The following is a 14,724-nucleotide window of genomic DNA, read 5'->3' as shown; positions in this document are numbered from 1 at the left end:
GTGTTTCGCCTGCCTGGGCTCGTACTAGTGCTACGCGACCGCGACGCCGAAGAGCAGCCCGATGAGGTAGGTTGCGATCATTGTGGCCGAGCCCATAATCACGTTGCGCAGGATCGCCCTGCCGCGCGGCGCACCACCGAGAGCAGCGCTGATCCATCCCGTGAGGAACAGGCCGATCACGACAGCGACGGCCGCGACCCAGATCCGGTGTTCCCCGAGGGGGAGCAGGATCATCACAAGGGGGATCAGCGCGCCGACCGTGAACGCAACGAACGACGACAACGCGGCCGCCCAGGGGCTGGTGAACTCTTCGTGGTCGATACCGAGCTCGACTTCCGCATGGGCGGCAAGCGCATCATTCGCGGTGAGTTCGACGGCGACCTGATGGGCGAGCTCATCGGAGAGGCCGCGCTGCCGGTAGAGGCCAGCGAGCTCTTCGAGTTCTTCGTCGGGCATCGATTCGAGCTCCCACTTTTCCTTGGCGATTAGCGCCTGCTCGGTGTCGCGCTGCGTGCTGACCGAGACGTACTCTCCGCCCGCCATCGAGAACGCGCCCGCGACGATCGCGGCGATACCGGCAGTGGCGATCGCGAGCACGTTGTTTGGGGTGGCTGCGGCGACACCGATCACGACGCCCGCCGTCGACACGATGCCGTCGTTCGCGCCGAGCACCCCGGCGCGAAGCCAGTTCAGACGCTGGCCGATGTCCTGGAGGTGAGCTTCACCGGGATGCTGCGTGTCAGATGAGCGACGAGTCATGGATCAGTTCCTTTGTGGAGTGTGTGCTGCCTGAACGGGGGCGGTGGTCTCGTGTGGCCCGGCGCTCACGAGGCGTTCGGATCGTGGCCCAACCGCGCGAAGCGCACCGAGGATCGCAACGAGATCGACCAGCTCCTGCATCCACGCGCCCAGGAGCGCCGGTAAAAATCCGAACGCGGCGATGAGCATGAGGGCGACGCTAATGATGATGCCCAGCCAGATGCTCTGCAGCGCGATCCGCACGGTATCTTGGCCGATCCGCACCGCGCGCGGCAGCGAGGAGAGTGTGTCGTAGCGGTTGACGACGGCCGCTGATTCGCTCGCAGCGGTCGCGCCGCGAGCACCCATCGCGAATCCGATATCGGCGGCTGCGAGCACAGGTGCGTCATTCAGGCCATCGCCAACCATAATGAGCGGGCGGGGCCGCACCTCGCTCACGATGCGCACCTTGTCTGCGGGGCGGCACTCCGCGTGCACCTCGCTGATTCCGAGTGTTTCCGCGATCGGCCGAGCGGTGGCGGTTACGTCTCCGGTGACCATCAGGGTGCGCTCGATGCCGAGTGCCGTGAGCTCACGGAGGACGGCCTCTGCCTCCTCGCGGACCTGATCGCGCATGATGATCGCACCTGCGAAGCGGTCATCCACCGCAAGGTAGATCGCAAGCTCGCCTGGCGCAAGGTCAGCCACGGTAAGCATTGGCGCGTATTCGCGTACCCAGGAGGGCTTGCCGATCCGCGCGACCACAGTGTTCGGTGTCTCGGGCGTGCGGAGGGTTGCGGCGACACCGTTGGTGGCGAACTCCTCGGCCTCGGATGCTTCGAGGAGCGGAATCTGACGCCGCTTCGCCGCTCCGACGACGGAGCCGGCGAGCACGTGCGAGGAGTAGACCTCGGTTGAGGCTGCAAGGCCTAGCACTTCGTCTGCGTCGAACCCCGGCGCAGCCACGATGCGTTCGAGGGCGGGTTTCCCGGCGGTGATGGTGCCGGTCTTGTCGAATGCGGTCGAGCGGGCGCGGGAGAGCTGTTCGAGGGTGCCGCCGCCCTTCACGATCAGTCCGAAACGCGCAGCCCGGCTCATTCCGCCGAGGAACGCGACAGGGGCCGCGATCAGTAGCGGGCACGGGGTCGCGACCACCAGCACCTCGGCGAACCTGACCGGGTCACCGCTCACGGCCCATGCGACACCGGCGATGACCAGGGAGAGGATCGTGAACGGCACCGCGTAGCGATCCGCGAGCCGCACGACCTTCGCTTTGCTGCTCGCGGCCTGCTCGACGAGTCGCACAATCTGCTGGTACTCGCTCTCCGCCGCAGGCGCTGCGGCGCGCATCGTCACCGCGGCCTGCCCGTTCACTGCACCGCTCGATACCTTCTCCCCGGCCTGACGTTCGACCGGCAGGCTCTCGCCCGTGAGCGACGACTCATCGAACACGGCGTGCTCGGAGACGAGGATCGCGTCCACCGGCACCAGTGCGCCCGGGCGCACGAGCAGCAGGTCACCGACCGCGACCGCATCGACTGGCACCTCCTCGGTGGCGGTATCCGCCGTGTGCGCCGAGGTTTCGGTGTCGAGGATCTTCGTGGCCTGCTGCGGGGCCTTGCGCAGCAGCGCGGTGAGCTCTCTCTTGGAGCGGTGCTCGGCGTAGTCTTCGAGCGCCGCACCTCCGGTGAGCATCAGCACCACCACGAGTGCCGCCCACGGTTCCCCGACGAGCACGGCCGCAGTGATCGCGGTTACCGCGAGAATGTCGAGCCCCGCATGCTTCCGTAGGAGCTGCCGGATCATCCCGACTGCCTCCCACGCCGCGATCGCGAGCGCGTACCCGCCCACGATCCACCGTGCCACGCCGCTCGCGGGCGTCGCGAGGAGCAGGAGTCCAACCGTCGCGACCAGCAGGGTTGCGAACACGAGCGGATACGCCCTGACTGCGGCGAGAAATCGGCTCATGCTACTTATTTTCCCATGCGGGAGCTGCCCCCGCACCGCAGGCCAGCCTCACCTACATCAGTGACAGCTGGAATCTGGCCTGTTCACAGCAGCACGATACCTAGTGCGGCGGCGGCGAACACCACCGCCCATGCCGGCGCTTTCCACGAGGCCAGTGCCACGAAGGAGAGCACCGCCACGAGGAACGAAGCGGCACCCGTAACACCCTCGACGAACACGGGATCGTAAAGTGCTGCGGCGAGTAAACCCACGACCCCGGCATTCACGCCCATCAGAGCACGCCGCACCCCGACTATGCGGCGCAGTCGCTCCCAGAACGGCAGTACCCCCAGCACGAGCAGCGCGGATGGCAAGAAGATCGCGATCAGCGCGATCGACGCTCCTGCCATCCCGCCTGGGCCGCTCGTGGTGACCGCACCGAGGAACGCGGCGAACGTGAACAACGGCCCCGGTACCGCCTGAGCGGCGCCGTAGCCAGCAAGAAAGGTGCCGGACTCCACAAGCCGCGTCTGCACCATCTCGGCTTCCAGCAGCGGCAGGACGACATGACCGCCACCGAACACGAGCGACCCTGTGCGATAGAAGATATCGAATAGGCCCACCGTCGCATTCCCGGTGAGCATGGTGAGGATCGGCAGGCCTCCCAGTAACAGCCCAAACACGGCCAGGCTGATCCCTGCCACGGCAGGTCGTATCCGCACTGGAAAGGTGTCTTCGCTTTCTGCGGGGTCGTGCTGAGGGCGGCAGAAGAGCAGCCCCAAGATGCCCGCCATGAACAGGGCGCCGAGCATGGTCAGGGAGCCGGGAACGAGCACGACGGAAGCCATCACGGCGACGGCGATCGTCGCGCGGCGGGCGTCAGGCGTCAAAGACTTCGCCATGCCTAGCACCGCATGGGCGACGACCGCGACCGCAGCAGCCTTCAATCCGAGCACCCACCCGGCCTGAGACAGGTCGCCGAGCGCAGAGACCCCGACCGAGAACGCGAGCAGCAGCACGGCAGAGGGCAAGGTGAAACCCGCCCAGGCCGCTGCCATTCCAAGCACTCCGGCACGCTGCAGCCCGATAGCCATACCGACCTGGCTCGACGCCGGGCCGGGCAGGAACTGGCACAGCGCGACAAGGTCCGCATAGGCACGATCGCTAAGCCACTTGCGCCGTTCCACGAACTCGGTACGAAAGTACCCGAGGTGCGCCACGGGGCCACCGAACGATGTCAGCCCCAGGCGTAGAAAAACCAAGAACACACCGAGGGATGACCCTGAGGGCAATGGGGGCCGATGCTCGAGCGATGACATTTCCCTCCCAGCATGACGCATGGCTCGTGCACCATGGGCCACGACTTCACCACCGCTACCGAAAGTTCACTTTCTTTCCGTCAGACACTCAAAGTCTGTCGAATGCTCCAAATCCACAAAGCGTCGAATCTCTGGCATCGCCCTTATTACGCACACGAGGCAAGCGACGAAGACACTGGGACTGATGACATGTCTTCGGAGACGCTGACGGCGTCGGGTTCACCTTATTGGCATGACTGTCTCGATGCGGGTGATGAGCGCCGGCGACGGCTACAAGTACCTCCTGCGCTCGGTCGTCGCGGGCGACGGCGACCGGAGCCTGTCGACGCCGCTGACTCGCTACTATGCCGAAGCAGGGAACCCTCCCGGCCGCTGGCTCGGCTCCGGCCTCACTCAACTCGGTGAAGGCCGCATCACTCCCGGCGAGGAAGTATCCGAGCAGCAGCTCCAGCTCCTCATCGGGATGGGCTGCGACCCGGTGACAGGCGACCCGCTCGGCCGCGCCTACCCGGTGTACAAGACCCCGGCCGAGCGCATCGCCGAACGGGTCGAAGCCCTGGACCCGGACCTCGGTCCGGCGTCGCGTGCGGAAGTGATCGCGGAGATCGAGGCCGAAGAATACGCACGCGGCGCGAGGAAGGCCGTCGCCGGATACGACTACACGTTCTCACTGCCGAAGTCGGCGTCGGTGCTGTGGGCGGTCGCGGATGCCGGCACCCAGGCGCTCATCGCCGAAGCGCATCACGCGGCGATCGCCGAGGTGATCGACTTCATGGAACGAGAAGTCACCGCGACCCGCATCGGCATGACCGGCGCCGACGGTGGCGCGGTCGCGCAGGTCGATACTTTCGGGCTCGCTGCGACCGCCTACGACCACTACGACTCCCGCAGCAGTGATCCGCACCTTCACACGCATGTCGTCGTGTCAAACAAAGTGAAGACCACGCTCGACGGGCGGTGGCGATCACTCGACGGGCGGCCGATGCACGCCGCGACCGTCGCGCTCTCCGAACTGCACGAGGCGATCATCGCCGACCACCTCACCCGGCTGCTCGGCGTGGAATGGGAGGCGCGGGATCGCGGCCGCGACCGCAACCCCGCCTGGGCGATCAGGACGGTGCCGGAAGAGCTCGTGCTCGAGTTCTCCACCCGCGCCCGCCAGATCGACGCCGAGAAAGACCGCCTCATCGCCGAGTACGTCGAGAAGCACGGCCGGCAACCTTCGGCGGCGACGATCATCAAGCTCCGCGCCCAAGCCACCCTGACCACCCGGCCCGAGAAGCAAGTGCGATCCCTCGCCGATCTCACCACCGAATGGCGCAAGCGCGCCACGACGCGGCTGGGGCGGGAGGCATCGGAATGGGCGCGTGAGGCGATCCCGGCAGCACCCGTATGGGTGCTGCGTGCCGATGACCTTCCTTTAGACGAGATCGAGAAGATCGGCCGTGCCGTGATGGAGGCCGTGGGTGAGAAGCGGTCGACCTGGCACCGCTGGAACCTGACCGCCGAGGCCGCACGGCAGACCATGCAGTACCGCTTCGCGGCCGCACGGGATCGGGAGGCCGTCACCGGCATGGTCGTCGATGCCGCCGAGCGCGCCTCGCTGCGCCTCACGCCGCCGGAACTCGCGTCCACGCCGTCCAGGTTTCAGCGGCCGGATGGGTCGAGCACCTTCCGGCCCCGACACGGCATCCTGTATTCCTCCGAGACGCTGCTCGATGCGGAGAAGCGGCTCCTCGAACGCTCCCGCACCCTGACCGGCCCCGAGCTTCCGCTCGCCCTCATCGAGAAAGTCACGAGGCGCCCGGATCGGGAAGGGCGGATGCTCGGCCCCGACCAGGCCGACGCGCTCACCCGGATCGCGGTCTCCGGCCGTCAGCTTGATCTCCTCGTCGGCCCGGCCGGTACCGGGAAGACGACCGCGATGCTCGCGCTCCGCACCGCATGGGAACAGCAATACGGTGCCGGGTCTGTCGTCGGGCTGGCCCCGTCGGCAGTCGCTGCCGAAGTGCTCGCCGGGGATCTCGGGATCAAGACCGAGAACACCGCACGCTGGTGGACGCTGCACATCATGACCGGCCGAACCTTCCAGGCCGGTCAGCTCGTGATCGTGGACGAGGCAAGCCTCGCCGGCACCCTCGCACTCGACCGCATCACCGGAGCCGCAGCGAAAGCCGGCGCGAAGATTCTGCTCGTCGGCGACTACGGGCAGCTCCAATCCCCGGCAGCGGCCGGCGCGTTCGGGCTCCTCGCCGGCGACCGCCACGACACCCCCGAGCTCTCCACGATCCACCGCTTCACACACGAGTGGGAGAAGAAAGCATCGCTCAGGCTCCGCCTCGGGGAACCCGACGTGATCGGAGTCTACGAGGACGCCGACCGGATCATCGGCGGCACCACCGACGACATGACCGCCCGCGCCTACGAAGCATGGCGGGCAGACCGCGAAGCCGGGATCGCGTCGATCCTCGTCTCCGACTCCGGCGACGCGGTCGCGGCGCTGAACCTGCGCGCCCGCACCGAGCTCATCCTCGCCGATGTCGTGAACCCACTCAAGGGTGAGGTCACCCTGGACGGCGGCGCCCGTGCCGCGGTTGGTGACACGGTGATCACTCGGAAGAACGAGCGGACGCTGCGCACCCGGTTCTCGTGGGTACAGAACGGGAACCGGTGGACGATCACGAAGATACGCCGCGACGGCTCAGTGACCGTGCGCCCCGCCGGCCGTGATCGGGGCGAGTCGATAGTGCTCCCCGCCGACTACGTCGCCCAGCACCTCGACCTCGGCTACGCCGTCACCGCATACCGGGCGCAAGGTGTGACGGTGGACACCTCGCATGTGCTGGTCGATCCGTCGATGACGCGCGAGAACCTGTACGTCGCCTTGACCCGCGGCAAGGACGCGAACCTCGCCTACGTCGCGACCGACACCACGGACGATGCGCGCGCGCACCCGCACGAGGTCGAAGACGTGGAAGAGGCAGCCCGGCGGGTGCTCACCGGGGTGCTGCATCATTCCGGGGCGGAGCTCTCCGTGCACGAGACGATCCAGGCGGAGCAGGAACGTTGGGGGTCGATCCTGCAGCTCGCCGCCGAGTACGAGACGATCGCCACCGAAGCCCAGCACGACCGCTGGGCCACCCTCATCCGCGAATCCGGCCTCACCGACACGCATGCAGAGGCCGCGCTCGCGTCGGAAGCGTTCGGGGCACTCGCCGCTGAGCTGCGCCGGGCCGAGGCGAACCATCACGACGTCGGCCAGCTCATGCCCCGCCTGGTCGCCGCGCGCGGCTTCGATGACGCCGACGACATTGCCTCCGTGCTGCACTGGCGCGTCGCCAACGCCACCGCCCAGCCCGCGAGCGCGGGGCGCACCCGCCGGGCACCGCGACTCATCGCCGGACTCATCCCCGTCGCGGCCGGGATCACTGACCCCGATATGAAGCGGGCGCTCGCGGAGCGGCACCAGCTCATCGGGCAACGCGCCGCCACTCTCGCCGAGCAAGCGATCGCCGATGGCGCTGCGTGGGCTCAGGCGCTCGGGGCTCGCCCTGGCGAACCGCGGAAGCAGGAAGCCTGGAATCGGTATGCCCGCACGGTCGCCGCCTACCGTGACCGCTACAGGATTACCAGCGCCGACGCGCTCGGGCCGGTGCCGGATGGAGTCGCGCAGAAGATCGACCACGCCCGCGCTGCGCAAGCACTCCAGCGCGCCCGTGCACTAACTGCCGAGCATGCTCGGCCGCAGGCGGGTGGGCGAGCGTCCGCGAGGGAACGAGGACGCACTCTCTGACGCGAGGGTTCCCGTTCGCGCCGCTCCGACGTACAGTAGAAGCAGAGCGGTCACCCCTGTGATCAACATTTCCGCCTTCCGGGCAGGCCTTCGGGCAACTCTCCTAGCGCCGCTTCTGAATAGCTCTGCGCTAACGAGAGGAACCCATCATGTTCAGCGGCATCATCGCGGGAGTGATCAACACTTTCGGCTTCCTGGCCCGGTACCTGCCCAGCCTCCGGCTCATCATGCGGATCATCCACCGCCGCGACAGCCACAAGTGGGGCGTGCCCGCCATGCTCCTCGCGGCTCAATACTTCCTCGTGGTGAATATCTTCAAGGAACTCATCGAGGGTGGCGGTGAACCGTGGCTCAGCATCCCGATGCTCTGGTGCCTCGTCGTGGGCCTCGTCTTCCTGGCGATGGGACCGGCCAGCCTGATCATCCTCGCGAAAGCGCGGATACGAGAGGCCGCAGCCCGGCGAAAAGCTCGAAGGCCCGCTGACACTCATCATGCGGTGAAGCCCGGGCAGGCTCTCTGGAAGTAGGAGAATGAAGAGATGGAGCCTGAACTCGAACTGAGCCGGCGCGACGGCGCGCCAGACGAACTGTGGGAGATCGCCCACCTCTACTGGGAGCATGCAGGCATCAACGCCTATGGCAAGGTTGCCTGGTCCAGACCCGCGAAATCCGTGCCAGTTACCGGGTGGAGAGGAGCCGTCCATCATGTCGCCGGCGCCGGTGCTGTCGCATTGCTCCCCGGAAAGACCTGCGCAGAGTGCGGTGGGCCTCTGACGCTGAGCTCCCGCACCGCATACGAAACTGGCCGGCTCGACGTCGACACCCGCTGCTGCGCCTGCACACCAAACTATTTAGAGAATGTGATGCTCACCGGCGGTCCTCCCTCAGAGGAACTGCGTCAGCTCCAACAGCAGAAAGCCGTCGCAAAACAGGCCGCGGCGAAAGCAGAGGAAGAAGCACGGGCAGCCCAGCAACGGCTACTGGACCAAGTCGAAAAGGAACGACGGGAAGCCCTCGCGGCTCAGTATCCGCTCGACCTCCGTCCGCAGCTTCCTCACCCGCAATCGGTGAGCTTCCCCACCCGGCTCACTACCCTCGCCTTAATGGACTATGCCGCAGAGGCGGGCATCGTCGAACCTCTGGCGCATCAGGATCTGGTGTTCGCTCCCTCTCCGCAGTTCGCCTCGGATCTGATCCACGAGGCAAACGGCAAGCTGCTGGTCATCCACCCCTCCACTCCGACGAGAGCCTTTGAATGGACTCCCGCGGAAGCGCACGATGCACCGACCTGGGGCAGCTACTATCCACTCCGCATTCGCATGCATCTGGGACTTGGAGAACCGGGCCCCGAGAACTGGGCAGACGCAAGGGAGGACATTGCAGGTTCCCTCCAGCCTGCGGCGATTTCGGCGTCCGAGCAAGAGACCATGTTGGAAACTGCAGCCGATCTCATTGCCGGTGAGGGCCTGCGCTATCTCAATTTCAAGCTCAAAGACGAGTACCGGCTCCCTGAGATCTCTGACGATCTCCGCCCGCGTGTACTCGAGCTTCTCACCTTCGCCGCCTACCGGCTTTCGCTCGGGCATCTGATGCGCGCTATCTGGACGGTCACCAGCGGAGCGACCAACCTGAAAGCCTCGAAACCATATATGCCACGACAACGGATCACGGACTACACGGTGAACCGGCTGGAAGAGAAAATCCAGGAGTTCATTGCACCTGAATACCAGCTCCTTGACTCGTTCCGGGCGGACACTCGGCTCCAGCTCTCCGCGGTCACACGCACGCTCTACTACGAAGTGATGCACGCAGACCCGCTGACCTCCACACTCGTGCAGATCCGCGACACGCTCCCGGAGCCCAGTGACCAGCGCGCGAGGGAGCTCTGCCGCGCAGGCATCCCAGATGGCGATGCAGCGAGAGACGCCCTCCTCGCTTCAACCGGGACGTGGAGCGGTGACAGGTTCCGGCGAGCACTGGTAGAAATAGAAAGCCGTTCCTTCGAGCCCTGCGCGCCTGGATGCGCACACGACCGCCAGCCAGAACTTGCGCGGCAACTCGGTGCGAGCTTCGACCGGCTGGTCTCCCGGATCGGTGAGAACGCGGCAAGCGCCGCATTGATCGAGACAACCCGCTACCTCAACGAACCTCTACCTGGCAACGACCGGCCAGGAGACCTTCTTCTGACTCTCCTCGCTCAAGAGCTGGAAACCTTGTGAGGCCTCAGCGCCCTGAGCCGACAAGGAGGAATTGAACTCCGGCTACTCAGCTGCATCTGCTCGCAAGACCTAGCAACATCGGAGGCTCTTCCTTGTGACGCCCTATTGAACAGGTCGGGGCGGGCAGGCTAGCAGGATGAACGCAAATCGATCCTGCACATGCTCTTCCCCTCCCGAACTGACGTGCTCAGCGAGTCAGACGGGAGTTCGACTTGGCTAGGCCCCGCACTCCCATCGGCACCTTCGGGAAGATCAGCTACCGGCGTTTAGGCAAAGGACGCTGCGAAGCGCGCGCCCGCTACCGAGACTGGGACGGCGTGCTCCGCGTCGTGCAATGCACAAGGCCGACCGCGGCCGCGGCCGAGCTCGCACTCAAGCGGAAGCTCTCTGAACGTTCCCTGTTCCATCCCAGCTTCATCGAGCTCAGCGCAGACAGCCGGTTCTCCGCGCTGATCGACTCCTGGCTTGAGGACATGGAGATCGAGGACCGGCTCTCCCGCACGACCCGGCTGCTCTACGAACGGAACATGCTCACTCTCGTCGCGCCCGCGTTCGCCGAACTCACGCTCAGGGAGATCGGCGTCGCCCGCTGCGACTACTTCATCAAGCAGCTCGCGAGGCAGAGCTATAGCCGAGCCCGGCAGGCACGAGTCGTGCTGCGACTCGCGCTGACCCTTGCGGTCCGGCACGAGATCATCCCCAGGAACCCGATCGACCATATCTCCCGCCTGCGCCGCCCCGCCAGGACACCAGACGCCTTCGAGGATTCCGAGGTGTCGCTGATCAGGGATGCGATTCAAGCGTGGGAGGAGCGGCCGATCAAGGCCGGGCCGGGACCTGACGGGCAGCTCGGCCAGATCGTCGAAGTGCTGCTGGGCACCTCGGTCCGGATCGGGGAAGTGCTTGCAATCCGCCTTCGCGATCTCGATCTCCGCGGCGCGTACCCAACGGTGAGGATCTGCGGCACGATCATCAGCCGAAAGGGCGAGCCCACTCACCGGCAGAACCATCCAAAGACCTCACGCTCAGTGAGAAGGATCGTGCTGCCGCAGTTCGCGGCCAAGGCGATCCGGGAACGGATGAGGAGACGACTATCGATCGACCCTGACGCGCTGTTGTTCTGCAACCGGAACGGAGACCCGCTGACCACGAACAACGTGCGTCGGCAGCTCCGCTCCATCATGGATCAGGCAGGGCTCGAAGGAGTCACCCCGCACCGCTTCCGCAGGACGGGCGCGACGACGATTTACGAGGCCGGAGGGCTCGACCTCGCTGCGGGCCTTCTCGGGCACACCGATCCGAGGATCACTCAGCAGCACTACATCGTGCGCGACGATCTCGTGGATCCCGCCACGGCAGCCCTGCTCGAGCAGCGCTTCGGTAGATAGCGGTGCCGCAGAAAGATACCTGCCCTCGCCAGAGACAACCCGGCCTCCCTCGTTTTGGGGGGCACTTCGCATAGAGTCGAAGCATGGGACACGACGGCGTGGAGATCCCCGAGGATCTCGAAATCCGCGTGTGGGACGCGGACATCGGCTACCGTACCTGCACGGTATGCGGCGGCGACTGCGAGCCCGAACAAAGCGGTGCGGAAGGACATGGGATTCGGATCATGTTCGTGTGCCCTCAGCACGGGGTAAATAGCGTGGTCGACCCGTTCGAAGACAAACGCTGAACACCAATGTCAGTGGTCTACGACAGTCTTTCAAGTACATGAGATGTCGTGCGCCCTTCCGCATCGCACCCGTTCCGCATGAGAGGATTGCAACATGGCAAAAGAGACGCTCCCGATGCTCGACCTGTTTGCAGGTGCCGGAGGGCTAAGTCTTGGCCTGAGCAGAGCCGGCCTTACGCCAATCGCTGCGTCTGAAATGGATCAAGATGCGCTAGAGACATACCAGAACGCACACGAACAATATGTCCCGGATACCTCGCTAGAACTTTTCGAGGGCGATGTCGGACAACATGCTTTCAAACACTTAAAAGGTAATGTTGCGGTGGTTGCAGGCGGCCCGCCTTGCCAACCATACTCCACAGGAGGCGCGAGGCGAGGCGTCCTCGACGAACGGGACGGAATTCCACAGTTCGTTCGGGTGGTGAAAGAAGTCAACCCTGACGCGTTCATCATGGAAAACGTTCCTGGTCTTGCCAAGGGCAGTCAGCTGCCCGTCTTAAAGGGCATTCTCGCGGCGTTCAGAGACCTCGGTTATCTAGTGGATTGGAAATTGATACACGCGGCTGATTACGGAGTCTCCCAACGCCGTCAACGGCTGGTGATTGTTGGTTCCCGCAGGGGCGGATTTGAATGGCCCTCTCCTACGCACGGCGCGCTTGCGAGTAAGCCTTGGGTCCAGGCAAAAAGCCTTCTGGATCCAAATCTCCCCATCGGAACCCCGAACACTGCGAAGATCACTTACGCGAAAACGCCAGATCTGCGACCATCCCCATGGGATGGCCACTTGTGGAACGGTGGCGGACGCCCCATTAATCCAGACGGGCTTGCCCCGACACTGATCGCATCCATGGGGGGCAATAAGACCCCTTGGCTTGACGGTGGGGATATCGTTGCCAAATACCATGCTCATCTGATGGATGGAGGCGCGCCTCGTTCGGGTATTGTGCCTGGTGCGCGGCGGATTACGGTCGCCGAAGCTGCATTGATCCAAGGGTTTCCTGCGGACATGCCTTGGAGCGGCCGGACCTCCTCCCAGTATCGACAGATCGGAAACGCCGTTCCAGTTTTGCTCGCATCGGCGGTTGGTGAGGCAGTAGTGCGCCACCTTTCTGCGGCGTCGGCTGAGACTGTGCAGTTGGAGTCGCTCGCGGCATGAACGACTCAGAATCAACGGTAGGCGAAACTGACTGGCTTCTGCGATCGCGTTTCAAGACCGTTACAGAGCGGAGCAAGGCGGTACAGCAAGATTTACGTCTTCTGCTGGAGTCAAGATCCACGGACTCATCGCCGATTGTCCCAACACTCGATCCCGAAGGTGAAAAGATCCTTGATCGATTGCTTCTACCACTCAGGGGAGATCCACCAGAAGCAAGTCAAGCTGCCGAGGCCGCACTAACCATTGCCCAGTTTGCGCTTACCGAAGAACGGGTCTTGAACGTCATAGATCCGAGCAAGGGAGATCTCACCGCAAAAGGACGTCTTGCGTCTGACCGTTCAGTGAGCGACTACCTATGCAAAGAGCTGCTAGCACCTCGAAATATCCCTGCCACTCAGGGGCCGCTTCAATCCTCTACATTCCGAAGTGGCTACCTCGCCGCACACGCACGATCAGCGGCATTCCGAGACTTCGTCATCTGGCAGTCGTCCAATGACCGAACTTTGAATGAAGTTCGTGTAGTAGCCGTCAGCATTGTTGATGCATTCCTTTCAAGTGCTTCCAGCCTCCCAGCTTGGCCTAGCCTCATCGCCTCCCGGCTAACCTTCACAACATATCGAAGGGTGCGTGACCGCCTTCTCGCTACTGGGAGCGGTGGAGCTCTCGAGCAATACCTTCTGGCCGGACTCTTAGAACAAGAGATGGCACAGTCAACAAGCGGGCTGCGTATCGAGACAAAGAATGTCGGCGCCAATGATCGGGCCACAAAGTCTGCCGGAGATATCGAAATCCGCTATCGTCAAGCCTTGAGAGGCGCAATAGAGGTCTCCGCTGCCAACTGGTCAAACAAAGTTCCACAGCTCGAGGTTGCTGCCTCTGCCGGCCTAAAAGAAGTAACGATTGTTGCAGCAGGGGTTGCAGGAGGACCATCAGGGGACGAGCTTGCTGAGGCAATTGACCCCACTGCATCCCGTCTAGGTATCGACCCGGCCGTGGTCGATCTCTTTGCATTGATGGACGTGATCTCCTCTCGCATCACACCACACGGTCGCGCCGCAGCATTTCATTTCGTCTACCAAAGCTTGGTCCGTTTTCATTCACGAGAGCCCGCCCTCGCCGTGAGACTAGTGCAGACTCTCGAGGATCTTGGACTTACCGCAACGGATGATTCAGAAGCAGTCGATAGCCTTAACCTTGCTTCTCGCGACGTCGAAGACGTGATTGATTTAGTGCGAGCAGAACTGGCTGGCAAGTCATCAGAATCTTTGTCAGGAACCTTGCGGGACATTGCCAACAAACTTGAAAATCCCAAGACGACTGATGACTTCCTGGGTACTGAATCTTAAGTGAGATGCTGACATTTAGACCACAGGTCAGAAGCGTCTAGCTGAACTATCAGCGATAGCTACTCGGTTTGTTTATCGTGTCCCGGGATGTCAGACGGGATATGTAGACGCGGATCTCAGCGTGTCCATCATGCGTTGGGCGGTGCTCTCATCGTTCTGTATGCGAATGACCTTCCAGCCCGAGTCTTCAAGCGATTTCGTGTTCCGCGCATCTCGTTCGACGGTCCGAGCGAGTTTCGGTGACCAGTAGGACTGGTTGACCGAAGGTCTATTGCAGTGCTCGGGGCAAGAATGCCAGAACCAGCCGTCCACGAAGACGGCAATCCGTTTCCGTGTGAAGACAATGTCCGGACGAACTCATCCTCTGGGAAGGTCGATCCTCAGTTCATAGCGGTAACGGTAGCCAAGCCTCTGCAGAACGGAGCGCAGGACGAGCTCGGGCTTGGTGTCGCGTCGCCGATTGGCTTGCACGTTCTTGCGTCGGCCAGGACTCGCGGCCAACGGAACAGCAAGCAGTACGTCCATGCGGCC

Annotated in this window: 10 protein-coding genes and 1 pseudogene; 7 read left to right on the top strand and 4 right to left on the bottom strand. The window is 63.9% G+C overall.

Features of this window, described 5'->3' with window-relative positions:
- Window positions 1-30: 30 nt before the first annotated feature.
- From WFI54_RS07325 to chrA, 3 genes are all read right to left on the bottom strand, one after another.
- A complete protein-coding gene (locus WFI54_RS07325) occupies window positions 31-759 on the bottom strand; it encodes a VIT1/CCC1 transporter family protein (protein WP_336652132.1) in 729 nt (242 codons plus the stop codon).
- A gap of 3 nt (window positions 760-762) precedes the next feature.
- Window positions 763-2,706: a heavy metal translocating P-type ATPase gene (locus tag WFI54_RS07320; RefSeq protein WP_336652131.1), complete on the bottom strand. Its 1,944-nt coding sequence runs from the start codon at window positions 2,704-2,706 to the stop codon at window positions 763-765.
- 83 nt (window positions 2,707-2,789) lie between these two features.
- Window positions 2,790-4,004, bottom strand: coding sequence for a chromate efflux transporter (gene chrA / locus WFI54_RS07315; RefSeq protein WP_442918647.1), 1,215 nt, complete (start codon window positions 4,002-4,004; stop codon window positions 2,790-2,792).
- Between the two features lie 232 nt (window positions 4,005-4,236).
- On the opposite strand from chrA, the gene mobF reads away from it, so the two are divergent.
- From mobF to WFI54_RS07280, 7 genes are all read left to right on the top strand, one after another.
- The gene (gene mobF / locus WFI54_RS07310) at window positions 4,237-7,797 is read left to right on the top strand and encodes a MobF family relaxase (protein ID WP_336652130.1); all 3,561 of its coding nucleotides are present in this window, start codon (window positions 4,237-4,239) and stop codon (window positions 7,795-7,797) included.
- A 149-nt stretch (window positions 7,798-7,946) separates the two neighbouring features.
- A complete protein-coding gene (locus WFI54_RS07305) occupies window positions 7,947-8,324 on the top strand; it encodes a hypothetical protein (protein WP_336652129.1) in 378 nt (125 codons plus the stop codon).
- A gap of 12 nt (window positions 8,325-8,336) precedes the next feature.
- On the top strand, window positions 8,337-10,016 hold the full coding sequence (locus WFI54_RS07300) for a hypothetical protein (protein ID WP_336652128.1): 1,680 nt from the start codon (window positions 8,337-8,339) through the stop codon (window positions 10,014-10,016).
- A gap of 212 nt (window positions 10,017-10,228) precedes the next feature.
- Window positions 10,229-11,404, top strand: a complete 1,176-nt coding sequence (locus WFI54_RS07295) for a tyrosine-type recombinase/integrase (RefSeq protein ID WP_336652127.1) — start codon at window positions 10,229-10,231, stop codon at window positions 11,402-11,404.
- An 83-nt stretch (window positions 11,405-11,487) separates the two neighbouring features.
- Window positions 11,488-11,691 carry a hypothetical protein gene (locus WFI54_RS07290; protein ID WP_336652126.1) on the top strand — a complete coding sequence of 68 codons (204 nt, stop codon included), beginning with the start codon at window positions 11,488-11,490 and terminating at the stop codon, window positions 11,689-11,691.
- A gap of 94 nt (window positions 11,692-11,785) precedes the next feature.
- The gene (locus tag WFI54_RS07285) at window positions 11,786-12,847 is read left to right on the top strand and encodes a DNA cytosine methyltransferase (protein ID WP_336652125.1); all 1,062 of its coding nucleotides are present in this window, start codon (window positions 11,786-11,788) and stop codon (window positions 12,845-12,847) included.
- Window positions 12,844-14,193 carry a hypothetical protein gene (locus tag WFI54_RS07280; RefSeq protein ID WP_336652124.1) on the top strand — a complete coding sequence of 450 codons (1,350 nt, stop codon included), beginning with the start codon at window positions 12,844-12,846 and terminating at the stop codon, window positions 14,191-14,193. Before WFI54_RS07285 ends, WFI54_RS07280 begins: the two co-directional genes overlap by 4 nt.
- 90 nt (window positions 14,194-14,283) lie before the next feature.
- Here the strand turns inward: WFI54_RS07280 and WFI54_RS12745 are convergent.
- Window positions 14,284-14,718, bottom strand: a pseudogene (locus WFI54_RS12745) (very short patch repair endonuclease).
- Between the last annotated feature and the right edge of the window lie 6 nt (window positions 14,719-14,724).

Origin of the sequence: Leucobacter sp. MMO-125 (assembly GCF_037148395.1) — a bacterium.
In the GTDB taxonomy this organism is placed as follows: Bacteria; Actinomycetota; Actinomycetes; order Actinomycetales; family Microbacteriaceae; genus Leucobacter.
This window is presented reverse-complemented; position numbering and strand designations above follow the sequence as displayed.

Bases quoted from the DNA above. Each gene is read 5' to 3' on its own strand.
- WFI54_RS07280 (WP_336652124.1), top strand. From the start codon at position 12,844: ATGAACGACTCAGAATCAACGGTAGGCGAAACTGACTGGCTTCTGCGA.
- chrA (WP_442918647.1), bottom strand. From the start codon at position 4,004: ATGTCATCGCTCGAGCATCGGCCCCCATTGCCCTCAGGGTCATCCCTC.
- WFI54_RS07325 (WP_336652132.1), bottom strand. From the start codon at position 759: ATGACTCGTCGCTCATCTGACACGCAGCATCCCGGTGAAGCTCACCTC.
- WFI54_RS07290 (WP_336652126.1), top strand. From the start codon at position 11,488: ATGGGACACGACGGCGTGGAGATCCCCGAGGATCTCGAAATCCGCGTG.
- WFI54_RS07300 (WP_336652128.1), top strand. From the start codon at position 8,337: ATGGAGCCTGAACTCGAACTGAGCCGGCGCGACGGCGCGCCAGACGAA.
- WFI54_RS07305 (WP_336652129.1), top strand. From the start codon at position 7,947: ATGTTCAGCGGCATCATCGCGGGAGTGATCAACACTTTCGGCTTCCTG.
- WFI54_RS07285 (WP_336652125.1), top strand. From the start codon at position 11,786: ATGGCAAAAGAGACGCTCCCGATGCTCGACCTGTTTGCAGGTGCCGGA.
- WFI54_RS07320 (WP_336652131.1), bottom strand. From the start codon at position 2,706: ATGAGCCGATTTCTCGCCGCAGTCAGGGCGTATCCGCTCGTGTTCGCA.
- mobF (WP_336652130.1), top strand. From the start codon at position 4,237: ATGACTGTCTCGATGCGGGTGATGAGCGCCGGCGACGGCTACAAGTAC.